17 protein-coding genes are annotated in these 21,077 nt (G+C 71.8%); 9 read left to right on the top strand and 8 right to left on the bottom strand.

What is annotated here, in order from left to right; translation table 11 throughout:
• Positions 1 to 205 precede the first annotated feature (205 nt).
• Positions 206 to 2,056 (top strand): phosphoenolpyruvate carboxykinase (GTP), encoded by a 1,851-nt coding sequence (locus tag IG02_RS0120600; protein WP_030750014.1) that lies wholly within the window; start codon positions 206 to 208, stop codon positions 2,054 to 2,056.
• A 235-nt stretch (positions 2,057 to 2,291) separates the two neighbouring features.
• Here IG02_RS0120600 and IG02_RS0120595 read toward each other — a convergent pair whose 3' ends face one another.
• Together IG02_RS0120595 and IG02_RS0120590 are read right to left on the bottom strand one after the other, a co-directional pair.
• Positions 2,292 to 2,699 carry a RidA family protein gene (locus tag IG02_RS0120595; RefSeq protein ID WP_030750012.1) on the bottom strand — a complete coding sequence of 136 codons (408 nt, stop codon included), beginning with the start codon at positions 2,697 to 2,699 and terminating at the stop codon, positions 2,292 to 2,294.
• A 269-nt stretch (positions 2,700 to 2,968) separates the two neighbouring features.
• On the bottom strand, positions 2,969 to 3,571 hold the full coding sequence (locus tag IG02_RS0120590) for a DUF3455 domain-containing protein (protein WP_030750009.1): 603 nt from the start codon (positions 3,569 to 3,571) through the stop codon (positions 2,969 to 2,971).
• 288 nt (positions 3,572 to 3,859) lie between these two features.
• Between IG02_RS0120590 and IG02_RS0120585 the strand changes: the two genes are divergently transcribed.
• Positions 3,860 to 5,344: a peptidoglycan D,D-transpeptidase FtsI family protein gene (locus IG02_RS0120585; RefSeq protein ID WP_030750006.1), complete on the top strand. Its 1,485-nt coding sequence runs from the start codon at positions 3,860 to 3,862 to the stop codon at positions 5,342 to 5,344.
• A gap of 195 nt (positions 5,345 to 5,539) precedes the next feature.
• On the opposite strand, the gene IG02_RS0120580 is transcribed toward IG02_RS0120585, so the two are convergent.
• The 4 genes from IG02_RS0120580 to IG02_RS0120565 form a co-directional block, all read right to left on the bottom strand.
• Positions 5,540 to 5,926, bottom strand: coding sequence for a hypothetical protein (locus tag IG02_RS0120580; RefSeq protein ID WP_030750003.1), 387 nt, complete (start codon positions 5,924 to 5,926; stop codon positions 5,540 to 5,542).
• 95 nt (positions 5,927 to 6,021) lie between these two features.
• On the bottom strand, positions 6,022 to 7,230 hold the full coding sequence (locus IG02_RS0120575) for a pyridoxal phosphate-dependent aminotransferase (protein WP_030750000.1): 1,209 nt from the start codon (positions 7,228 to 7,230) through the stop codon (positions 6,022 to 6,024).
• A gap of 284 nt (positions 7,231 to 7,514) precedes the next feature.
• Complete coding sequence (locus tag IG02_RS0120570) at positions 7,515 to 9,161, bottom strand: N-acyl-D-amino-acid deacylase family protein (RefSeq protein ID WP_030749996.1); 1,647 nt, start codon at positions 9,159 to 9,161, stop codon at positions 7,515 to 7,517.
• 160 nt (positions 9,162 to 9,321) lie between these two features.
• Positions 9,322 to 10,659 (bottom strand): amino acid deaminase, encoded by a 1,338-nt coding sequence (locus IG02_RS0120565; RefSeq protein WP_051765384.1) that lies wholly within the window; start codon positions 10,657 to 10,659, stop codon positions 9,322 to 9,324.
• Positions 10,660 to 10,928: 269 nt separating this feature from the next.
• Here IG02_RS0120565 and IG02_RS0120560 point away from each other — a divergent pair, with 269 nt between their 5' ends.
• The 4 genes from IG02_RS0120560 to IG02_RS0120545 all read left to right on the top strand — a co-directional run bounded on the left by IG02_RS0120560 (position 10,929) and on the right by IG02_RS0120545 (position 14,821).
• Positions 10,929 to 11,900 carry a sugar kinase gene (locus IG02_RS0120560; protein ID WP_051765434.1) on the top strand — a complete coding sequence of 324 codons (972 nt, stop codon included), beginning with the start codon at positions 10,929 to 10,931 and terminating at the stop codon, positions 11,898 to 11,900.
• Complete coding sequence (locus tag IG02_RS0120555; RefSeq protein WP_030749986.1) at positions 11,897 to 12,673, top strand: IclR family transcriptional regulator; 777 nt, start codon at positions 11,897 to 11,899, stop codon at positions 12,671 to 12,673. The genes IG02_RS0120560 and IG02_RS0120555 overlap by 4 nt, the downstream gene beginning before the upstream one ends.
• On the top strand, positions 12,666 to 13,085 hold the full coding sequence (locus IG02_RS0120550) for a RidA family protein (protein ID WP_030749984.1): 420 nt from the start codon (positions 12,666 to 12,668) through the stop codon (positions 13,083 to 13,085). The genes IG02_RS0120555 and IG02_RS0120550 overlap by 8 nt, the downstream gene beginning before the upstream one ends.
• Positions 13,086 to 13,348: 263 nt before the next feature.
• Positions 13,349 to 14,821, top strand: a complete 1,473-nt coding sequence (locus IG02_RS0120545; RefSeq protein WP_030749980.1) for a GntP family permease — start codon at positions 13,349 to 13,351, stop codon at positions 14,819 to 14,821.
• A 123-nt stretch (positions 14,822 to 14,944) separates the two neighbouring features.
• Here IG02_RS0120545 and IG02_RS0120540 read toward each other — a convergent pair whose 3' ends face one another.
• Entirely contained in the window at positions 14,945 to 15,958 is a 1,014-nt protein-coding gene (locus IG02_RS0120540) for an NAD(P)-dependent alcohol dehydrogenase (protein WP_030749977.1), read from the bottom strand.
• Between the two features lie 99 nt (positions 15,959 to 16,057).
• Here IG02_RS0120540 and IG02_RS0120535 point away from each other — a divergent pair, with 99 nt between their 5' ends.
• Positions 16,058 to 16,657, top strand: a complete 600-nt coding sequence (locus tag IG02_RS0120535) for a TetR/AcrR family transcriptional regulator (RefSeq protein WP_030749974.1) — start codon at positions 16,058 to 16,060, stop codon at positions 16,655 to 16,657.
• A gap of 120 nt (positions 16,658 to 16,777) precedes the next feature.
• Here the strand turns inward: IG02_RS0120535 and IG02_RS0120530 are convergent, their stop codons facing one another.
• Positions 16,778 to 18,154: a M14 family metallopeptidase gene (locus IG02_RS0120530; RefSeq protein ID WP_030749971.1), complete on the bottom strand. Its 1,377-nt coding sequence runs from the start codon at positions 18,152 to 18,154 to the stop codon at positions 16,778 to 16,780.
• Positions 18,155 to 18,395: 241 nt separating this feature from the next.
• On the opposite strand from IG02_RS0120530, the gene IG02_RS36695 reads away from it, so the two are divergent.
• Positions 18,396 to 19,112, top strand: a complete 717-nt coding sequence (locus IG02_RS36695) for a hypothetical protein (protein WP_234314835.1) — start codon at positions 18,396 to 18,398, stop codon at positions 19,110 to 19,112.
• A gap of 608 nt (positions 19,113 to 19,720) precedes the next feature.
• Positions 19,721 to 21,049: a cytochrome P450 gene (locus IG02_RS0120515; protein WP_234314834.1), complete on the top strand. Its 1,329-nt coding sequence runs from the start codon at positions 19,721 to 19,723 to the stop codon at positions 21,047 to 21,049.
• Positions 21,050 to 21,077: the final 28 nt, after the last annotated feature.

The following is a 21,077-nucleotide window of genomic DNA, read 5'->3' as shown; positions in this document are numbered from 1 at the left end:
CGCACAGGTGGCGTCCACGTACCGTCCGCGTTCCTTACGCCTGTATCGCGAGTGGCGATGCTCACGTGTGCGGCCCTCTGGACAGATGGGCGGAAGCGTCGGATGATCAAATGAGTGCGGTCGGCACCGGATGAGCGGCTACGAAGCATCCGGGTCGCAGCCCCCAAGGGGCACAAAACCTCAAAACCCTCACCAAGGAGCAATCGTGGCGCGCGACATCGCGGCTCCCACCACCGTCCCCACCCCCGCCCCCACCCGCCACCAGGAGCTGATCTCCTGGGTGGACGAGATCGCGAGCATCACCGAACCGGACAGCGTGGTCTGGTGCGACGGATCCGAGAGTGAGTACGAGCGCCTGTGCGGGGAGCTCGTCGCCAAGGGCACGTTCACGAAACTCGACCCGGTCAAGCGGCCGAACTCCTACTACGCCGCGTCCGACCCCACCGATGTCGCCCGGGTCGAGGACCGTACGTTCATCTGCTCCGAGAAGGAGGAGGACGCCGGGCCGACGAACCACTGGAAGGACCCCGCCGAGATGCGGGAGATCTTCACCGGTGAGCAGGGCCTGTTCCGCGGCTCGATGCGCGGTCGCACGATGTACGTCGTGCCGTTCTGCATGGGCCCGCTCGGCTCGCCGCTCTCCGCGCTCGGCGTCGAGATCACGGACTCCGCGTACGTCGCCGTCTCCATGCGCACGATGACGCGCATGGGCAGCGCCGTGCTGGCGGAACTCGGCGAGGACGGCACGTTCGTCAAGGCCGTGCACTCGCTGGGCGCGCCGCTGGAGCCGGGCCAGGCGGACGTCCCCTGGCCCTGCAACTCGACCAAGTACATCTCGCACTTCCCGGAGGCCCGCGAGATCTGGTCGTACGGCTCCGGGTACGGCGGCAACGCGCTGCTGGGCAAGAAGTGCTACGCGCTGCGCATCGCCTCCGTCATGGCGCGCGACGAGGGCTGGCTCGCGGAGCACATGCTGGTCCTCAAGCTCACCCCGCCGCAGGGGGAGCCGAAGTACGTGGCGGCGGCCTTCCCGTCGGCGTGCGGTAAGACGAACCTCGCCATGCTGGAACCCACCATCTCCGGCTGGACGGTGGAGACCATCGGTGACGACATCGCCTGGATGCGGTTCGGGGAGGACGGCCGGCTCTACGCGATCAACCCGGAGGCCGGTTTCTTCGGCGTCGCGCCCGGGACGGGCGAGCACACCAACGCCAACGCGATGAAGACCCTGTGGGGCAACTCCGTCTTCACCAACGTCGCGCTCACCGAGGACGGTGGCGACGTCTGGTGGGAGGGGATGACCGAGGAGCCGCCGGCGCGGCTGATCGACTGGAAGGGCAACGACTGGACGCCGGAGTCCGGCACGCCCGCCGCGCACCCCAACGCCCGGTTCACCGTCCCGGCCGGGCAGTGCCCCATCATCGCGCCCGAGTGGGAGGACCCCAAGGGCGTCCCGATCTCGGCGATCCTCTTCGGCGGGCGCCGCGCCTCCGCCGTACCGCTGGTCACGGAGTCCTTCGACTGGCAGCACGGCGTCTTCCTCGGCGCCAACGTCGCGTCCGAGAAGACGGCGGCGGCCGAGGGCAAGGTCGGCGAGCTGCGCCGCGACCCGTTCGCCATGCTGCCCTTCTGCGGCTACAACATGGGCGACTACATGGCCCACTGGGTCAAGGTCGGACAGGACGCCGCGCGGGACGGGGACCGGGCCGGCCTGCCGAAGATCTACTACGTGAACTGGTTCCGCAAGGACGAGGACGGCAAGTTCGTCTGGCCCGGCTTCGGCGAGAACAGCCGCGTCCTGAAGTGGATCGTGGAGCGCCTGGACGGTACGGCCGAGGGCGTCGAGACGCCGATCGGCGTGCTGCCGACCAAGGAGTCGCTGGACACGGAGGGGTTGAAGCTGTCCGAGGCCGAGCTGGACTTCCTGCTCTCGGTGGACAAGGAGGTCTGGCGAGAGGAGGCGGCGCTCGTGCCCGAGCACCTGAACACCTTCGGGGACCACGCGCCGAAGGAGATGTGGGACGAGTACCACGCGCTGGTCCAGCGCTTGGGCTGATCCCGCGCAGCGGTACGAAGACGCCCTCGGCCGGGGTCGGCCGGCCGGGGGACCCGCTGCCCGGCCGCCCCGGGAGGATGTCCTTCCCGCGTGGGGCGAGCTGGGGCGGTGGCGTGACGGCGGCGGCCCCTGCGGAGTGTTGTCCGCGGGGGCCGCCGCTCCGTTCGGGCCCCGCCTCGGGCCCCGAGGGTCCGGGCGTATGGGCGTGTGGGCGCCCGGCGGGAGAACGCCGTGCTCAGTCGAGGACCGCGACGGCCTCGATCTCCACCAGGTGCTCGGGGATGTCCAGCGCGGCGACGCCCAGCAGTGACGCCGGCGCGAGCGGGGTGGTCCCCAGCTTCGCGGCGGCCCGGGCGATCCCCTCCAGGAACAGGGGCATCTTGTCGGGGGTCCAGTCGACGACGTAGGCGGTGAGTTTCGCGACGTCGTCGAAGGAGCCACCGGCCTCGGCCAGCGCGGTGCCGACGTTGAGGTAGCACCGTTCCACCTGGGCGGCGAGGTCGCCCTCGCCGACCGTGACCCCCTCGGCGTCCCAGGCGACCTGCCCGGCGACGAAGACCAGCTTCGACCCGGTCGCGATCGACACCTGCCGGTAGACGTCGATCTTCGGCAATCCGGTGGGGTTCACCAGGGTGACGGCCATGCTGCCTGCCTTCGTGTCATGAGCGATCGTGCTCTCTCGTGGTTACCCTGGAACCGTAAGAGAGTGGCCGCTGACATGGAAGAACGCACTTTTCGGTGACTGGGGAACCTGAAGGTGACCCAAGCAGCTCAACAGTTCAGAGGCTCGCCCGAGGATGCGGACCCGACCCGACGCGCGCGGCCTCTCCGGCGAGGGGGTCTCGCGGGCGGGGCCCGGGGCCGGCTTTTCGGCCGGTTCCGGGCCCCGCCCTTCGGGGATCACCGGGGAGGTCAGGCCGCCGGGGTGTGGAAGACGTAGGTGGCGCTGTACGGGACGGCGGTCTGGGTGCCGTCGGCGCAGGTGCCGGCGGGGGCCACGCCGCCGCGCGTCTCCAGGCGCTGTATGTACGAGACCTTTGAGAACACGCCGGTACCCCGGTGGTCCGCGGCCTTCAGCAGGAGTTCGGGGACCGCCCCCTCGCGCGGGGAGTTCGCGACCGCCGTGGCGGTGACGGCGCTGCCGTCCGTGGTCGAGACCCACACCGGGCCGCGCGAGTGCAGCGCCACCGGCGTCTTCGTGCGGTCGCCCTCGCGCCAGAGAGTGGCGGCGGGCTCCAGCAGGGTCCAGCCGCCGCCCGCGCAGGTGTAGACCTGCACTCCGCGCGCGGAGAGCACCGGACCCCGCTGGTGGCCGTCCGGGACGCGCAGCGTCTCCGGAACGTCCCGGACGTGTGCCCGCGCCGCACCGGAGGCGGCCACGGAGGCCCCGTCGGCGCCGGCGACGGCGTCGGTGGTGCCGACGGTCGCCGAGCTCGTGCTCGCCCCCGCCACCAGCAGTCCGCTTGCCAGCGCGAGACCGCCCGCGACCCGGGAGAGACGTTTGCCGAGCTTCATCTGTTCTCCAACACTGTTGGTACGAAAGGGACTTGGCGTAGACCGCCCGCCCCGCGCAAGAGTATGGCCGCGATCCGTACCACAGGCATCACCGGCCCCACCGGCCCCGGCGCGCGGGCCCGCTCGCGGTGGTCAGGGGGGACCGTGGGACGCGCGCGCCCGGCTCGTCCGTCCCGCTGATCGGCGGTCAGTTGCAACCGAGCGCCCATTTGCCGCATCTTTACTTTCCGGGGGTTTCAAGCGGACGAGCGTACGGCCATGGCGCGTGCGCACGAGAAGTGGGGCGCGATGAACAAGCCGTTGAGACATATAGCCGTCTTCTGCGGGGTGCTGGTCCTGGCCCTGCTGATCCGGTCGAACTGGCTCCAGTTCGTCAAGGGGGAGGAGCTGGCCACGCACGAGAACAACTACCGCGTGCGCATCGAGCAGTTCGCCCAGCCCCGCGGCGACATCATCGTGGACGGACGCCCCATCACCGGCTCGTCGAAGGACGAGAAGGCGGACCTCAAGTACAAGCGGACCTTCAAGGACGGTCCGATGTACGCCCCGGTCACCGGCTACGCCTCCCAGGCCCAGGGCATGTCCCTGCTGGAGAACACGTACGACGACATCCTCAGCGGCCGCGACGACCGGCTCGCCTTCAACCGGGCCATGGACATCCTCACCGGCGAGGACCCGCGCGGTGGTGATGTGATCACCACCATCGACCCGGCGGCCCAGAAGGCGGCGTACAAGAGCCTGACCGACCTCAAGGCCCGGGGTGCCGTCGTCGCTCTCGACCCGAAGACCGGCAAGGTCCTCGCGCTCGTGTCCACACCTTCGTACGACCCGTCCGTCTTCGCCGGTATGTCCTTCAACGAGGGCGACAAGTTCCAGGCGATGAACAAGGACAAGAGCAAGCCGCTGGCCAACCGCGCGCTGCGCGAGACCTATCCGCCCGGCTCCACCTTCAAGATCCTGACCGCCGCAGCGGCCCTGGAGAACGGTGTCGTCACGGATGTCGACGCCAGGACCGACGCGGTCTCCCCGTACCCCCTGCCCCTGTCCACCAACAAGATCGGCAGCGAGGCGGGCGACGCGGTGTGCGGCAAGGCGTCGATGAAGACGGCCATGCAGCACTCCTGCAACAACGTCTTCCTGGACGCCGCGTCCAAGGTGGGCGAGGAGAAGATGCGGGAGACGGCCGAGAAGTTCGGCTTCAACACCGATGTCTACGACGAGGACTTCGGCGACATGCTCGCCACGAAGAGCCTCTACCCCGCCGAACTGGACAAGCCCGGTACCGCCCTGACCGGCATGGGCCAGGGCAGCCTGACCAGCACGCCGATGCAGATGGCCATGGTCACGGCCGCGCTCGCCAACGACGGCAAGCTGATGCAGCCGTACATCGTCGACGAACTGCGCGGGCCCGACCTGTCCACCCTGGAGAAGAACGAGCCCAAGCTCAAGAGCCAGGCGGTCTCGGAGGAGACGGCGCGCAAGGTCCAGGAGATGATGGAGTTCACGGCCGCGGAGGGCAGCGCGAAGCGGGCGCTGATCGACGGCATCACGGTCGGCGGCAAGACGGGCACGGCGCAGCGGGGTGTGAACGTGCGGGACGAGGTGCCGTACGGCTGGTTCGTCTCGTACGGCAAGAAGGCGGACGGCCAGTCGGTCGCCGTCTCGGTGTTCATCGACCCGACGGACATGGACATCTCGCGGTCGGACATCTCCGGCGGCAAGCTCGGCGCGCCGATCGCGAAGAAGGTGATGGAGGCGGTCCTGAAGCCCTGAGCGCCGGGCGGGGGCGCCGCCGGTACCCGGGTTCGAGGTGTGGCCGATCACAGCTCGGACCCGGGGAGCGCGCACGGCCAGTCGTGTGCTTCGTGGCCCCCGACGCAACGGCTGACGCAAGACCCGGCGGCGCGGGCCGCGGCGGCGGGCCGCGCGGGTCCGCGGCCGCCGCCGAGCCCCGCCCCGCCGGAGGGGCTACGCCTCGACCAGTTCCGCGGTCGCCAGCGCCGCCGTGTGCGCGTCCATCCGCTCCGCGGTCAGGATCGCCGCCGCCGTGTCCGCGCGGGACGCGGCCACCACCAGGGCGCGCCCGGCGAGGTCCAGGGCGCGGTGGTGCAGCTCCGCCGTGGAGGCGCCGGTCAGGCCGGCGCGCCGGGCGGGCGGGGCGCCGCGCAGCCGGGCGATCTGGGTCGCTATGGCCTCCGCGGCCTCGTCCAGACCCAGCTCGTCGGTCACCGCGAGCAGCGCGGCCAGATGCCCGGCGAGCTGGATCCGGAGCTCTTCCTCGCGGCTGCGGTGCGGGATGTCGGTGGGGGCGTCGGCCATCGCGTGGACCGACTTGCTGCGGATCGGCTCGTACATAGGATGGCCTCCTGGCATCGTCAGGAGGCCATCCTACATTGGATCGAGTCTAAAGTTGAGTGAAGTCGAGCAGAGTCCGGTGATTACTGGTTTGATTACTGGGCGTAGCGCTCCAGGAACGTCCCGATCCGCGTCACCGCGTCCTCCAGATCCGTCACCGACGGCAGCGTCACGATCCGGAAGTGGTCCGTGTCCGGCCAGTTGAAGCCCGTCCCGTGCACCACCATGATCTTCTCGGACCGCAGTAGGTCCAGCACCAGTTGCCGGTCGTCCTCGATCTTGTAGACGTTCGGGTCGAGCCGGGGGAAGAGGTACAGCGCCCCCTTCGGCTTCACGCAGGTCACGCCCGGGATCCGGGTGAGCAGCTCGTACGCCACGTTCCGCTGCTCCAGGATCCGGCCGCCCGGCAGCACCAGGTCCTGGATCGACTGCCGGCCGCCCAGCGCCGTGGCCACCGCGTGCTGCGAGGGCATGTTCGCGCACAGCCGCATGTTGGCCAGGATCGTCAGGCCCTCGATGTACGAGGCGGCGTGCGCCTTCGGGCCGCAGACCGCGAGCCAGCCCGAGCGGAAGCCGGCCACCCGGTAGTTCTTGGAGAGGCCGTTGAAGGTGAGGGTGAGCAGATCGGGCGCGACGGCGGCGGTCGGGGTGTGGGTCGCGCCGTCGTAGAGGATCCGGTCGTAGATCTCGTCCGAGCAGACGACCAGGTTGTGGCGCCGGGCGATCTCGGTGAGGGAGCGCAGCATCGGCTCGTCGTACACCGCGCCCGTCGGGTTGTTCGGGTTGATGATCACGATCGCCTTGGTGCGGTCGGTGATCTTGCGCTCGATGTCCGACAGGTCCGGCATCCAGTCGGCCTGTTCGTCGCAGCGGTAGTGCACCGCCGTGCCGCCCGCGAGGGAGACGGACGCCGTCCACAGCGGATAGTCGGGCGCCGGTACGAGCACCTCGTCGCCGTCGTCCAGCAGCGCCTGCATCGACATCTGGATCAGCTCGGAGACGCCGTTGCCGAGGTAGATGTCCTCGACGCCGAGGTCGATGCCCTTGGTCTGGTAGTGCTGCATCACCGCGCGCCGGGCCGAGAGCAGCCCCTTCGCGTCCCCGTAGCCGTGCGCCCCGGCGAGGTTGCGGAGCATGTCCTCGAGGATCTCGGGCGGGCACTCGAAGCCGAACGCGGCCGGGTTGCCGGTGTTCAGCTTGAGGATGCGATGGCCCGCCGCCTCCAGCCGCATCGCCTCGTCGAGGACCGGGCCCCGGATTTCGTAGCAGACGCCTGAGAGCTTGGCCGACTGGGTGACTTGCATGTCCGCGAGCTTACGACCGTGTGACGCGGAGTGCTCGGTGTTTTCGGACACGTCGGGCCATCCGGGCGGCCGTCTCCGCCGGTGGGGTGAAGGGTGAGGCGCGCCTGCGCGCGCGACCGGCACGCGCTCCGACGGCCGCCCGCCCGGCGGGGCCGCCGCCGGGGCGCCAGGCGTTCTGCGCTCCGACGGGTCGGGTGTGGCTGTTCACGCAACGCACGACACAAGAGCGCCTTCCGCGCGCCTGCGAACGGGCCGTCGGCTCGGCATCGGGCCGGCCCGATCCGCTACCGCGCCCCGGACCGCGTTCCCGGCCCCCGCACCGACCTGCCCGCCAGGACATCCGTGCGCCGGCCGTCCTCGATGACGAAGCGGCCGTCGATCAGCACGTACGGGATGCCCACCGGCGGGGTGCGCGGGGCGTCGAAGGTGGCGCCCGACGCCACCGTGGCAGGGTCGAAGAGGACCAGGTCCGCGCGGTGGCCCTCGCGGACCAGGCCCCGGTCGCGCAGGCCGAGGCGGGCCGCGGGGCGCGAGGTCAGGTGGGCCACGCACTCCTCCAGCGTGAGGACGCCCAGGTCACGGGCGTACCGGCCCAGGTAGTGCGGGAAGGTGCCGTACGCGCGCGGGTGCGGCTTCGCGCCCTGGAGGATGCCGTCGCTGCCGCCGGTGTGGACGCGGTGCCGCATGATCAGGCGGACGTTCTCCTCGTGACCGACGTGCTGGAGGATCGTCGGGCCGAGCCCGTCCTCGATCAGCAGCCGGCGCGCGGTCGTCCACGGTGCCTCGCCCGCTCGCGCCGCCGAGTCCGCGACCGTACGCCCCACGTGGTCCGTCAGGTGCGGGGCCGTCACTCCGGAGATCTCGATCGTGTCCCACTCGATGGGCACGCCGTGGCAGCCGTCCGCGCCCACCTCCTCCAGGTGGTACCGGATCCGCTCCGCCGTCCCCTCGTCCCGCAGCCGGCCCAGGACCGCCTCGGGGCCGCCCTCGCTCGCCCAGCTCGGCAACATCGCGACCAGCGTCGTACAGCCCGGCGTGTACGGATAGGTGTCCAGCGAGATGTCCGCGCCCGCCGCCAGCGCCCGGTCGAGCAGGGCGAGCAGCTCGGGCGCGCGGCCCTCGTTCACGCCGAAGTTCATGGTGGCGTGGGCCAGGTGCAGGGCGCAGCCCGCGCGGCGCGTGAGCGTCACCATCTCCTCGTACGCCTGGAGCGCCCCCGCCCCGTAACTGCGGTGGTGCGGGCAGTAGTAGCCGCCGTGGCGCGCCACCACCCGGCACAGCTCGGTCAGTTCGGCGTCGTCCGCGTACATCCCGGGGGTGTACGTGAGCCCGGACGACATGCCGACCGCGCCCTCCTCCATGGACCGCGCCACCAGGTGCCTCATCCGTTCGAGTTCGGCGGCGGTGGCGGGCCGGTCGTCCCAGCCCACGACGTGCATACGGACCGTGCCCTGCGGGACGAGGTAGGCCGCGTTGACCGCGATGCCCCGGCCGTCGAACCCGTGGTCGAGCCGGTCCAGGTACTCGCCGACCGTACGCCAGTCGAAGTCGACGGAGTCGTCGCCCGGGCCGCTGCCGTTCCAGCCGGCGATGGCCTGCCGTACCTGGCCGAGCGTCGTGTCGTCCACCGGCGCGTACGACAGCCCGTCCTGGCCGATCACCTCCAGGGTCACGCCCTGTGCCGCCTTGGCGGAGTGGTCCGGGTCGCGCAGCAGCGCGAGGTCGCTGTGCGCGTGCATGTCGACGAAGCCGGGGGAGAGGGCCAGCCCGGCGGCGTCCAGGACGCGGGTACCGGTCGGGCGGCGGCCCCCGGCGGCCGTGCCCTCGCGCCGGATCTCCGCGATCCGGCCGTCCTCGACGCCCACGTCCGCGCGGTACGACGGGCCGCCCGTGCCGTCGATGACCCGTACGTCGCGTATCACGAGATCCATGCCCGCTCCCGGTCCTCTCGGATGATGTGCCGGCTTTGCCGGTGGCCGGTGTGTCCGTGGCCGGTGTGTCCGGCGTCCGTGGTTCCTGGTTCGTGGTCGATGGTTCGTGGTCCGTGACGGCGGCCGGCGTTCCCGGCGGTGGTCGCGGTGCGCGACGGCCTCAGAAGAACGTGCGGATGAAGTCCGTGACCGTGCCGTCCGCCTCCACCAGCGGGATCAGCTGCCACTTGTCGAACGTCGTGCACGGGTGCGACAGCCCCATCCCCACCCAGTCCCCGACCTCCAGGTCCGCGCCCGGCTCCGTGGCCAGCCAGCCGTGCTGGTCCGACAGGCCCGTGACCGTGATGCCCGTGGCCGGGCGGATCTCGCCGGTACGGGCGTCCCGTACGGCCTGGGGCTCCGGCAGGTCGATGTCGTACGGCGCGTCCCGCTTGCCCGCGTTGACGAACGCCTGGCCGGGCGACGGGCGGGAGACGACCTGCGCCCACAGCCGGAACGCGGGCTGGAGGCTGCCTTCCTCCGGGACGCGGTTGAACGGGGTGACGCGCCGGTAGTGGCCGTCGTCGTGCGAGACGTACGCGCCGGAGCGCAGCAGCTTGAGCACCGGCCGGGACAGCGCCGGGATCTCCCCGAACACCTCGGCCACCGTGTCGAACCACGCGCTGCCGCCCGCGCTGATCACGATCTCCTCGGGGCCCCCGGGCCCGGCGGAACCGTCCGTGCCTGCGAACCGGCCCTCCCCGTCGAACCTCGCCGCCAGGGCCGTCAGCCGGCGCAGATAGGCGCCGACCCGGTCGCTGTCGGGGGAGGGGACCTCGCCCTCGTAGCCGGCGACCCCGGCCAGCCGCAGCGTGGTCACGGCGGCCACCGCGTCCGCGACGGCCGCGCAGTCCGCCTCCGTACGGGCGCCGGTACGGGCGCCCTCGCCGGCGCCCAGCTCGACCACGACGTCGACCGGACGGCTGGCGCCCGCGTCCCGGAGCGCCTCGTCCATCAGCTCCACGCCGCGCACGGAGTCGACGTAGCAGAGGAACCGGAAGCCGGGGTCGCGGTCCAGCTCGGCGGCGAGCCAGCGCAGGGCGGCGGCGTCCACCAGCTCGTTGGCCAGGAAGATCCGCCGGATCCCGAAGGCGCGGTAGACGCGTGCCTGGTGGGGGACGGCGGCGGTGATGCCCCAGGCGCCGCGCGCCACCTGGCGGTCGAAGAGCTGCGGGGACATCGAGGTCTTGCCGTGCGGGGCGAAGGCGAGGCCGTGGCGCTCCGAGTAGGTCTCCAGCAGGGCGAGGTTGTGCTCGACCGACTCGGCGGAGAGGGCGAGCACGGGCGTCGTGAAACCGCCGGTGAACAGGGACCGGCGCTCGGCGGCGAGCGCGGCGACGGTCAGCCCCTCGGCGTCGGGCGGGAGCGCCTTGAAGCGGTGATCGACCCGCTCGTCGCCGAGCCGGTCCTGGTGCGGCGGATCGTCGTGACGTCGCTCGGCGTGGTGCTCGACGGCCATGAAGTCTCCCCTTGGGGCCTGCGGCCCGGTCCCGGCGTCTTTCATTGCGTATGCTGCAACGACCATTGCGTATTGCGCTGCACGCTGTCTAACATCCCAGCCGACAGCGGGTCAATGGTGCCCCTCTGGAAGACAGCTGTGGACAGGCGAACGCCCAGGAGCCCCAAGTGACCGATCCCGTCGAACCCGCCGACACCGACACCGCCGCCCTCCCCCTCCCGGACGGCGCGGGGGCCGACGGGGTGGAGGTCGTCTGTCTCGGCGAGTCCATGGTCACCTTCCTGCCGTCCCGGCCCGGCCGTCTCGCCGACGTCCCCTCCTTCGCCCGTACGATCGGCGGCGCCGAGTCCAACGTCGCCTGCGCCCTGGCGTCCGCCGGACACCGGGTGCGGTGGATCAGCCGGGTCGGCACGGACGGCTTCGGGGACCACCTGGTCGACGCGGTCGGCGCGTACGGCGTCGACGTGTCGGGCGTCCGCCGCGACTCCGGCCGGCCGACCGGTATCTACTTCCGCACGGCCACGGACCGGGACACCGCGGCGCACGAGGTCGCGTACTACCGGGCGGGCTCGGCGGCGTCCGCGATGTCCCCGCGGACCATGGCCTACGACGACCTCTTCGCCGGCCGGGTGCTGCACCTGTCGGGCATCACCGCCGCGCTCTCGGCCGACTGCCTCGCGCTGATGCGCGACCTGACCGCGCCCCGCCCCGGGCGTCCGCTGGTCTCCTTCGACGTCAACCACCGCCCGGGCCTGTGGCGCGACGGGTCAGGACCGGATGTCCTGCTGGAGCTGGCCCGGGGCGCCGACCTCGTCTTCGTGGGCGAGGACGAGGCGGCGTCCGCCTGGGACCTGCACGGGGCGGACGCGATACGCGCGGCGCTCCCCGAGCCGCGCACGCTCGTGGTCAAGCGCGGCAGCGCGGGGGCGACGGTCTACACAGGCGACACCGTCACCTCGGTCCCGGCCCTCCGCGTCGACGTCGTCGCGCCCGTCGGGGCCGGGGACGCCTTCGCGGCCGGTTTCCTCTCCGCGACCCTGCGCGGCCTGCCCGCGGCCGCCCGGCTGCGCCACGGACACCTGATGGCCGCAGCCACCCTGACCGTCGCCGGCGACCTCGGCACACCGCCCTCCCGGTCCCGCGCCGACCACCTCGCCGCACTCGACGCGGACGCCTGGGGCACACTGCGTCTCGGGCCCGGCTGGACGGCCGAGGCCCCGGCGGAGGTACGTACCCCATGAGCCAGACGGTCGACCGCGCCCTGAGCATCCTGCCGCTGCTCGCGGAAGGCCCCGCCGACCTCGGGCAGGTCGCCGAACGGCTCGGCGTCCACAAGTCCACCGCGCTCCGGCTGCTGCGCACCCTGCACGAGCACGGACTCGTCTACCGCCAGCAGGACCAGCGCTACCGCCTCGGCGCCCGCCTCTTCGCACTCGCCCAGGAGGCGACGGAGAACCTGGACGTACGGGAGATCGCGCACCCCCACCTGGTCGCGCTCAACGAGCGGTGCGGCCACACCGTCCATCTCGCCGTCCGCGAGGACGACGAGGTCCTCTACATCGACAAGGTCGACAGCCGCTACCCGGTCCGCATGTACTCACGGATCGGCAGACCGGTCGCGATCACCGTCGCGGCCGTCGCCAAACTGCTGCTCGCCGGCGCGCCCGAGGCCGAGCGCCGCGCGCTGGCCGAGCGGCTCGACTACCCCATGTACACGGCCCGTTCGACGCCCGACGCCGCCTCCTACCTCAAGGAGCTGGCGACCGTACGCGAACAGGGCTGGGCCACCGACCTCGGTGGCCACGAGGAGTCCATCAACTGCGTCGGCGCGCCCATCCGCGGTGCGGACGGCCGGGTCGTCGCCGCCATGTCGGTGTCCGCCCCGAACGTCGTCGTCAGTGCCGACGAACTCCTCGCCCTCCTCCCGCTGGTGCGCCGCACCGCCGACGCGATCAGCCGGGAGTACTCCGGCACCACCCATCCCAAGGACCCCGAGGAAGCCACGCATGAGTGAGCAGACCCCCAAGACCGCGCTGACCCCGGCTACGCACACCACCCCGCCGGCGAAGTTCTCGCACGGCGTCCGCAAGGGCAACATCCTCCAGGTCGCGGGCCAGGTCGGCTTCCTGCCGGCCGTCGAGGGCCAGGCGCCGACCCCGGCCGGCCCGACCCTGCGCGAGCAGACCCTCCAGACCCTCGCCAACGTCAAGGCGATCCTGGAGGAGGGGGGAGCGAGCTGGGACGACGCCATGATGGTGCGGGTCTACCTCACCGACGTCGACCACTTCGCCGAGATGAACGCGATCTACAACGAGTACTTCGAGGGACAGGGCCTGACGGAGCCGCCCGCCGCGCGGACGACCGTCTACGTGGGTCTGCCCGCGGGCCTCCTGATCGAGATCGACGTGCTCGCGGTCCTCGGCTGACGGCCGGAAGCCCGCCGCACCCGCGCCCGCACTCACCGCCCGCGTAGGCACTCACCGCCCGCGCCCGCACTCACCGCCCGCGTAGGCACTCACCACTCGCGCCCGTACTCACCACTCGCACTCGTCACCCGTACACGTCACCCGCACCACTCGAAAGACCTTGCCCTCACGCATCTCACCGCCCGTCGGCCCGGGCGCCCACCCCTGGGCGCCCGGGCCGCGGTCCCCCTTCGCCGCCGCCCGGAACGCGAGGTCCCCCTCCCATGCTGCTCGCCGCCGACGCGCCACCCCAGACCCCGCCCCACACGGGCGGTCTGCTCCTCCTCATACCCGGCACCGCCGGCCTGCTGACCGTCGCCGCCCTCGGTATCGCCCTGCTGCTCGTACTGATCATCAAAGGCCGGCTCCAGCCCTTCGTGGCACTGCTCGGCGTCTCCATAGCCGTCGGCCTCGCCGCCGGCCTCTCCGTCACCGAACTCTTCGGAACGGTCCAGAAGTCCGCCGCCGTATCCCTGATCGAGTCCGGCATGGGCGGCATCCTCGGCCATGTCGCGATCATCATCGGCCTCGGCACGATGCTCGGCGCGATCCTGGAGGTCTCCGGCGGCGCCGAGGTGCTCAGCGCCCGCCTGCTGCGGCTCTTCGGCGAGAAGCGCGCGCCGCTCGCGATGGGCGTCACCGGTGTCGTCTTCGGCATCCCGGTCTTCTTCGACGTCGGCATCTTCGTCCTGGCACCGATCGTGTACGCCGCCGCCAAGCGGTCCGGCAAGTCGATCCTGCTGTACGCCATGCCGCTGCTCGCGGGTCTCTCGATGACGCACGCGTTCCTGCCGCCGCACCCCGGTCCGGTCGCCGCCGCCGGGCTGTTCGGGGTGGACCTGGGCTGGGTCATCCTCATGGGCCTCGTCGTCGGCGTCCCGTCCGTCATCGCCGCCTGGGCGTACTCCGCCTGGATCGGCAAGCGGCTGTTCGTGGGAGTGCCGCAGGACATGATGGAGGCCGCGGAGGAGTCCAAGGCCGCCGTCGCCGCCGAGCAGCGGGCGTCGGGCACCGCGCCGGCCGAGCGGCCGGTCTCGCTGGCCACGGTCCTGTTGATCATCGGCACGCCGCTGGTGCTGATCCTGATGGCCACGTTCTCGTCCGTCGCGCTGGACCCGTCGACGGTCCGCTCGGTCCTCGAGTTCTTCGGCCACCCCTTCGTCGCGCTGACCATCGCGCTGCTGCTCGCGTACTACCTGCTGGGCATCCGCCGCGGCTGGTCCCGCCAGTCCCTGGAGACGGTCTCCACCTCCTCGCTCAAGCCGGTCGGCAACATCGTGCTGGTCGTCGGCGCGGGCGGGGTCTTCGGCGCGGTCCTCAAGGGCAGCGGCATCGCGGACGCCCTGGCCGACACCTTCAACGACGTCGGCCTGCCGGTCATCCTGCTGGCCTGGCTGATCTCGGTCGTCCTGCGGGTCGCCCAGGGCTCCGCGACGGTCGCGATCGTCACCACCGCGGGCATCGTGGTCCCGCTGGTCGAGGGCCAGGACCTCTCACAGGCGCACCTCGCGCTGATCATCATGGCGATCTCGGCGGGTTCGATCTTCGCCTCGCACGTGAACGACGGCGGCTTCTGGATGGTCGCCAAGTACTTCGGCATATCCGAACGCGACACGCTCAAGTCCTGGACGGTGCTGGAGACCGTGCTGTCGGTGGCGGGCTTCGTGGTGGCGGCGGCGCTGAGCCTGGTGATCTGAGCACACGGGGCCCGCTCCTCGGCGCGGGCCCCGTCGTACCTTCCGTATCCCCGGTACCCCGGACCCCCGTTGCTCCGGACCCGCGTATCCCCGTACCCCCGTACCCCCGTTCTCCGTATCCCTTCAGAGCTCCAGCACCGCGCGGTAGCGGGAACGGCCGCGGCGTACGTGCTCCAGCGCTTCGTCCAGGCGCTCGGCCGGGAAGGTCTCCACGTCCGCCCTGATGCCGTGGCGGGCCGCGAAGTCGAGCATCCGCCTGCTCTCCATCGGTGTCCCGACGACGCCGCCCACGAGGCTCTTCTCGGCCACCAGGAGGTTCAACGGCTGAACGGCCAGCGGCCCCTCGGGGACCCCGACCACGCACAGCGTCCCGTGCGGCCGCAGCGCCGCGAGATACGCGTCCCAGGGCAGATCGGCCGAGACGGTCGAGAGGATGAAATCGTATGAGCCGGCGACCCGTTCAAGCCCCTCGTCCGCGACGACGAACTCGTGTGCGCCGAACCGGCGGGCGTCGTCCGCCTTCGCGGAGGTCGAGGAGATCGCGGTCACGTGGCAGCCCCATTTCGCGAGGAACTGGATCGCGAGATGGCCCAGGCCGCCCACCCCCACCACGGCGACCCGGTCCGTGGGCCGCACTCCGTGCCGTGTGATCGCCGAGAACACCGTGATGCCCGCGCACATCAGCGGTGCCGCGTGCTCGGAGGCGAGGGCGTCGGGCAGCGGGTGGACGTACCGCCAGTCACTCGCGCGCACCCGGGTGGCGAACGCGCCGCGGTCGCCACGGAAGACAAGATCGTCCTTGTCCGCGCACAAGTGCTGCCGGCCGCTGAGACACCACTCGCAGGCGAAGCACGCCCCCGCTGTCGCGCCGACTCCCACGCGCTGCCCGACGGCCAGGCGCGTGCGGTCGACGGCGCCGCCCACCGCCGTCACCACGCCGACCGCCTCATGGCCGGCGACCAGGGGGTACCGGGAGAGGCCGTGCTCGTCGTCGACCATGGCGACATCGGTCTGGCAGACGCCGCAGTGCGTCACGGCGACGTCCACCTCCAGAGGGCCCAGGGGCTCCGGCTCGTAATCGAGCCGCTGAACGGGGCCGCCGGCCTGTTCCACCGCGTATGCGCGCACCAATGACACGTCTCTCCACCACTTTCTAACTAACTAGTTGGTTTCCGTTACCGCACGCTAGCCCGACGCGCGCTCGTTCGGCAACTGACCAGTTGGTAACCTGGCGGCGTGTCCACTCGGCCCACTCGGAAAAGCGACGTCACCCGCCGCCGTCTGCTCGACGCGGCCACCGTCGACTTCGCCGCCCATGGGATCGCGGGAGCCCGCGTCGACCGCATCGCCGCCGCCGCGGGCGTCAACAAGGCCCAGCTCTACGCCTACTTCGGAGACAAACTCGGTCTCTTCGGCGCCGTCTTCCGCCTGCACGCGGACGCCGTCGTCGACTCCGTGCCGTTCACGGCCGAGGACCTGCCCGGCTACGCCGTGGGGCTGTACGCCGCCGCCGCTGAGCGGCCGGAGCTTGTCCGCCTGGCCGCCTGGGCGAGGCTCGAAGGCGTGGTGACCGAAAAGCTGGTGACCGACACCTCGGCGGTCGCCGCCAAGCGCCGGGCGATCTCCGAGGCGCAGCGGGCCGGCCCCGTCACCGCCACGATGGAGCCGGAGGATGTCCTCACCCTGGTGATCGCCATGGCCCTGGCCTGGTCCCCGGGCGGCCCCTCCGCCCCCGCTGCCGCCTCCGACGACCCGTCCTCGGACCACGCACGCCGCAAGAAGGCGCTCTTCGCGGCGGTCTCCGGCGCCTTCGCCCCGGCCCCGCGGGGACCATGAGCCCGCACGCCGAAGGCCGTTCCCGGGTGTCCGTCCGGGAACGGCCTTCGTGGTGGCCGGAGCGTGCGGCCGGGCAGGCGGTCGGGCCGTACGCCGTCCGGCCGCCGCGCGGTCGCGTCGTCAGCTCGCGCAGTACGTCGCTTCCTTTCCGATGGACCGGTACATGCAGTCAGCGTTCTCGACGAGCTGGAGCACCGCGTCCCTGTTCCGGCTGGTCTCGCGCTCGATCACCTCGTCGGGCGGGTAGAAGCCGCCGCCCGAGGCGCCCTTCGGGTACATCTCGAAGGTGTACGCGAAGATCTTCTGGTTGCCCCACAGCCAGTCGTCGATCGAGCCGTCCGTGATGTACAGGTCGCTGGACTGCTCGGGCGTGTAGCCGTTGCTGGCGGCCATCTCGCGGCCCACGGTGGCGAAGGCGTCGCGGTCGTCCTGGGTCAGCCCGGGGGCGGTGTCGGCGGTGGTGTAGCCGTACGGCCAGAGCACCAGCTCGCTGTAGGTGTGGAAGTCGATCGCGGCCTTGATCTGCTGCTTCCCGCCGACGACCCGGGAGCGCACGAAGTCCGCGATGACCTTGACCTCGGGGGCCGACTCGCCGGCCGCGCCGCGGTAGGTCTCGGAGCCGGTGGAGCCGGACGAGCCGCCGCAGCAGCCCCACTTGAAGTTCCAGTTGCGGTTCAGGTCCGTGCCGACGGACGAGGAGCCGGAGTTGGGCTGCCGGTTCTTGCGCCAGCTGCGGTACGAGCCGGTGGCGATGTCGTACTCGCCGCCGTCCGGGTTCAGGTCCGGCACGATCCAGATCTCACGGTTGTTCACCGCGCTGGTGATCCGGCTGTCCGAGCCGTACCCCGCGCCGAACTCGCGCAGCAGGTACAGCGCCATCTCGACGGTGAGGTGTTCGCGCGCGTGCTGGTGGTGGGTGAAGAGGACCTCGGGCTCGTTCTGGTCGGCCGCGACATTGTCGCTGATCTTGATCGCGATGATGTCGCGGCCCTCGTGACTCTTCCCGATCACCCGCTTGCTCATGATCCCCGGGTACGCGGCGATCCGCTGGTTGATCTCCGCCGCGGCCTCGGCGTAGTTGTGGTAGCGGGAGTCCGCGGACGGGAAGTCGAAGGGCTGGGCGGCCAGGCCGTTCGTACGCGCCGGGGGCGCGGCGAGGGCCTTGAGTCCGTAGCCGAGCGCCCGCAGCCGCGCCGCCTCGGTGCCGTCGGCGCTCACGACGACGGAGTGGTCGCGGACCTCGTCGATCGACACGCCGGTGGAGGCGAGAGCGGTGCGGTCGGCGACGGTGGCGGGGCCGTTGATCTCGTACTGCCTGATCTCCTGGTCGCCGAGAGCGATGGAGGAGGCGGACGCGGCGGAGGCGGCGGAAGAGGTGGAGGCGGTCGCCGGGGGCGCCGGGGCGGAGGTGGCGGTCGCGATGAAGGGGGTGCCCACCGCGAGGGCCACCAGGGCCGCGAGGACGGTGGATCTGCCACCGGGAGTGCGACGTCGCATGCTGTCTCCTGGGTGTGGAGTGTGGGGGTGGGGCGTGCGTCGGCGTCTGCGGGCGCGGAGTCGGTCACGCTGTGCGTTCCCTGTGCGCGCCGTGGTCCGCGCACATCGTGAGTGGGATGGCATGGACGGGTCAAGATGGCGCCTCCGGTCATTCAGTCATACTGTTCGGCGACGGGAGAACGGCGGTACGCCGCCGGCCTGCGACAGGCCGGCGGGCGAACGGGGCGAGGCGGGGCGTCATATGACGGACAGCGGGTGGAGCGACGGGGACCGGAGTGAGCGGGCGGCGCCGCCCGGGAGCGCCGACTCGGAGGAAGGCCCCCGGCCCGGCTTCGGCCCGCCGCCCTCCGGGCCCGCGCCGGTGACACCGCCGTCCGGGCCCGCGCCCGGCGCCCCGCCGAACCACCCGGCGTACGCTCCGCCGCAGTCGCCGCCTCCCCACGCCCCGCCGGGCGCTGCTCCGTACGGACCGCCCGCGCCGCACGCTTCCCCGTACGGTGCCCCGCCGCCGTACGGACCACCCGCGCCGTACGGACCACCCGCGCCGTACGGACCACCCGCGCCGTACGCCCAGCCGTACCCGGCCCACCCGCAGGGGCCGGGACAGCCGCCCTACCCGCAGGGCCCCGGGCAGTCGTTCGCCGCGCAGCCCGCGGCCGTACAGCCGTCGACCGGGCCCGACTTCCTGGCCGCCGACCGCCGCAGCGCCGTCGTGGTCGACGCCGCCGGGGTGTCCTTCGAGTGCAACGGCCACACCCTGGACTTCCCCTGGCAGGACATCGCCACGGTCCACTACAAGGCGGGCAGTCCGGGGCACGTCCTGATGGTGGCCGTGGTGCTGCCGGACGGCAGGTTCTTCGAATGCGCGGTGATCGCCCGCAACCGGGGGAAGCTCCAGCAGTGGTTCGCTGACCTCGCGCCCGTGCTCGGCTTCCACCTCGCCGGCCGGGGCCGATAGTCCAGGCCAGTGTGAGCTGCGGCGGCCGCCGCGTTCCGGCGAAGGTCCGTACAGGACGGAACGGGCGGAGGGCCGTCCGGCGGCCAGCCTGATGTGAACGTGCGTGCCACTAGTGGCAGTTGGGACCCCTGTGCTCAGTGGGATGCGGTGGCGCGATTCCTATGGGTAGGGTGCCCGTCAAGAACGGGATGTCCGAACGAAGGGCGCACGATGGCCGCACGGATCAGCGTCGACCGTCACGCCTGCGCGGACCATGGTCTGTGTTACGGCGCCGCCCCTCGATCCTCGACTGTGACGACCAGGGCGATCCCGTGGTGACGCTCTCACCGCTGACGGGGGAGGCCTCGGCGGTCGCGCGGCACGCCGTGGAACTCTGTCCCGAGCGGGCGCCGAGGGTCGAGGATGGCGGCCGTACACCCGGCTCCTGACGCGCCGTCAGCGAAACCGCGGTCCCGTCTCCGTCAGTCGCGACGACGTCCCCCGTGAGCCACGAAGAATGTCCCGTCAGTCACGACGAACCCGCCGTCAGCCACGACGCGGATCCGCCCGCCGAGGGGAACGGGATCCGTGCGGGGATCCCCGTACCCGACCTCGGAGGTACCACAACGATGACGCCGACCGACCCCACCGCCCAGAGCGCGGAAGAGCTCGCCCCGCCGCCCGGGTGCCCGGCGCACCAGGGCGGGGACGCCCCGCACGGCGGGGACCATGTGAGCCCCTTCGCCGTCTCCCTGAACGGCCCCCGTTTCCATTCCGAACCCCACCGCCTCTACGAGGAGATGCGGCGCGAGCACGGCGCGGTGGCCCCCATCGTCCTCGAGGGCGGCATCCCGGCGTGGCTGGTTCTCGGCTACCGCGAACTGCACCAGGTCACCGGCGACCCCGTGCTCTTCAGCCGGGACTCCGAACTCTGGAACCAGTGGGACCGCATCCCCGAGGACTGGCCGCTGACCCCGCTGATCGGCCGCAAGCAGCCGTCCATCCTGTACACGACCGGCGAGCGGCACCGCGAGCGGGCCGCGATGATCAATGACGCGCTGGAGTCGGTCGATCCCTTCGCGCTCCGCCAGTACGCCGAGCGGTTCGCCGACGAACTGATCGACGGCTTCTGCGGCGAGGGCAGCGTGGACGTCATCTCCCGGTACGCGATGCCCTTCCCGGTGCGCGTCCTCGCGAAGCTCTACGGCTACCCGGACGAGATGGGGCCCGGACTGGCCGCGGCGGCCATCGACCTGGCCGACGGCGGTGACCGCGCCCTGGCGGCCCAGGTTCATCTGGCCGAGGCGACGGCCGCCCTGATGGCCGACCGGGAGGCCGGGAGCGGCCCCCGCGACGTCGCCGCCCAACTGGTCGGCAACACCTACGGCTTCACGGAGGAGGAGATCCTCCACGACCTGATCGTGCTGGTCATCGCGGGCCACACGCTGACGGCGGACTGGATCGGCAACTCGCTGCGGCTGATGCTCACGGACGAACGGTTCGGCGCGTCCCTGGCCGGTGGACGCAACAGCGTCTCGGAGGCCATGAACGAGGTGCTGTGGGAGGACACGCCCGCTCAGAACGGTTCGGGCCGGTGGGCCTCCCGCGACACCAAGCTGGGCAACCGGCAGATCAGGGCCGGCGACATGGTGTGCCTCGGCCTGGCCGCCGCCAACAAGGATCCGCGGATCCGGCCCGACGGATCGTCGCTGACCGGCGGGAACAACGCGTTCTTCTCGTTCGGACACGGCGAGCACCGCTGCCCGTTCGCGGCGCAGGAGATCGCCGAGACCATCGCCCGTACGGCCATCGAGGTGCTGCTCGACCGGCTGCCCGACATCGATCTCGCCGTCCCGGCCGAAGAACTCACCCGCCGTCCGTCCCCCTGGGCGCGGGGCATGACGGCGCTGCCGCTGACGTTCGCGCCGACGCCGGCGCTGGGCGCGGGCCACGGCTGAGCCGCGGTCGCCACCGGCGCGACGAGGA

This window comes from Streptomyces sp. NRRL F-5135 (assembly GCF_000719775.1).
Lineage (GTDB): Bacteria > Actinomycetota > Actinomycetes > Streptomycetales > Streptomycetaceae > Streptomyces > Streptomyces hebeiensis.
The sequence above is the reverse complement of the archived record's forward strand: the minus strand, read 5'-3'. Positions and strand labels throughout refer to the sequence as shown.

Excerpts from the sequence above, each read along its gene's own strand:
- IG02_RS0120595 (WP_030750012.1), bottom strand. The coding sequence starts at position 2,699 with ATGGCCGTCACCCTGGTGAACCCCACCGGATTGCCGAAGATCGACGTC.
- IG02_RS0120590 (WP_030750009.1), bottom strand. The coding sequence starts at position 3,571 with ATGAAGCTCGGCAAACGTCTCTCCCGGGTCGCGGGCGGTCTCGCGCTG.
- IG02_RS0120585 (WP_030750006.1), top strand. The coding sequence starts at position 3,860 with ATGAACAAGCCGTTGAGACATATAGCCGTCTTCTGCGGGGTGCTGGTC.
- IG02_RS0120580 (WP_030750003.1), bottom strand. The coding sequence starts at position 5,926 with ATGTACGAGCCGATCCGCAGCAAGTCGGTCCACGCGATGGCCGACGCC.
- IG02_RS0120575 (WP_030750000.1), bottom strand. The coding sequence starts at position 7,230 with ATGCAAGTCACCCAGTCGGCCAAGCTCTCAGGCGTCTGCTACGAAATC.
- IG02_RS0120570 (WP_030749996.1), bottom strand. The coding sequence starts at position 9,161 with ATGGATCTCGTGATACGCGACGTACGGGTCATCGACGGCACGGGCGGC.
- IG02_RS0120565 (WP_051765384.1), bottom strand. The coding sequence starts at position 10,659 with ATGGCCGTCGAGCACCACGCCGAGCGACGTCACGACGATCCGCCGCAC.
- IG02_RS0120560 (WP_051765434.1), top strand. The coding sequence starts at position 10,929 with ATGGTCACCTTCCTGCCGTCCCGGCCCGGCCGTCTCGCCGACGTCCCC.
- IG02_RS0120555 (WP_030749986.1), top strand. The coding sequence starts at position 11,897 with ATGAGCCAGACGGTCGACCGCGCCCTGAGCATCCTGCCGCTGCTCGCG.
- IG02_RS0120550 (WP_030749984.1), top strand. The coding sequence starts at position 12,666 with ATGAGTGAGCAGACCCCCAAGACCGCGCTGACCCCGGCTACGCACACC.
- IG02_RS0120545 (WP_030749980.1), top strand. The coding sequence starts at position 13,349 with ATGCTGCTCGCCGCCGACGCGCCACCCCAGACCCCGCCCCACACGGGC.
- IG02_RS0120530 (WP_030749971.1), bottom strand. The coding sequence starts at position 18,154 with ATGCGACGTCGCACTCCCGGTGGCAGATCCACCGTCCTCGCGGCCCTG.
- IG02_RS36695 (WP_234314835.1), top strand. The coding sequence starts at position 18,396 with ATGACGGACAGCGGGTGGAGCGACGGGGACCGGAGTGAGCGGGCGGCG.
- IG02_RS0120515 (WP_234314834.1), top strand. The coding sequence starts at position 19,721 with ATGACGCCGACCGACCCCACCGCCCAGAGCGCGGAAGAGCTCGCCCCG.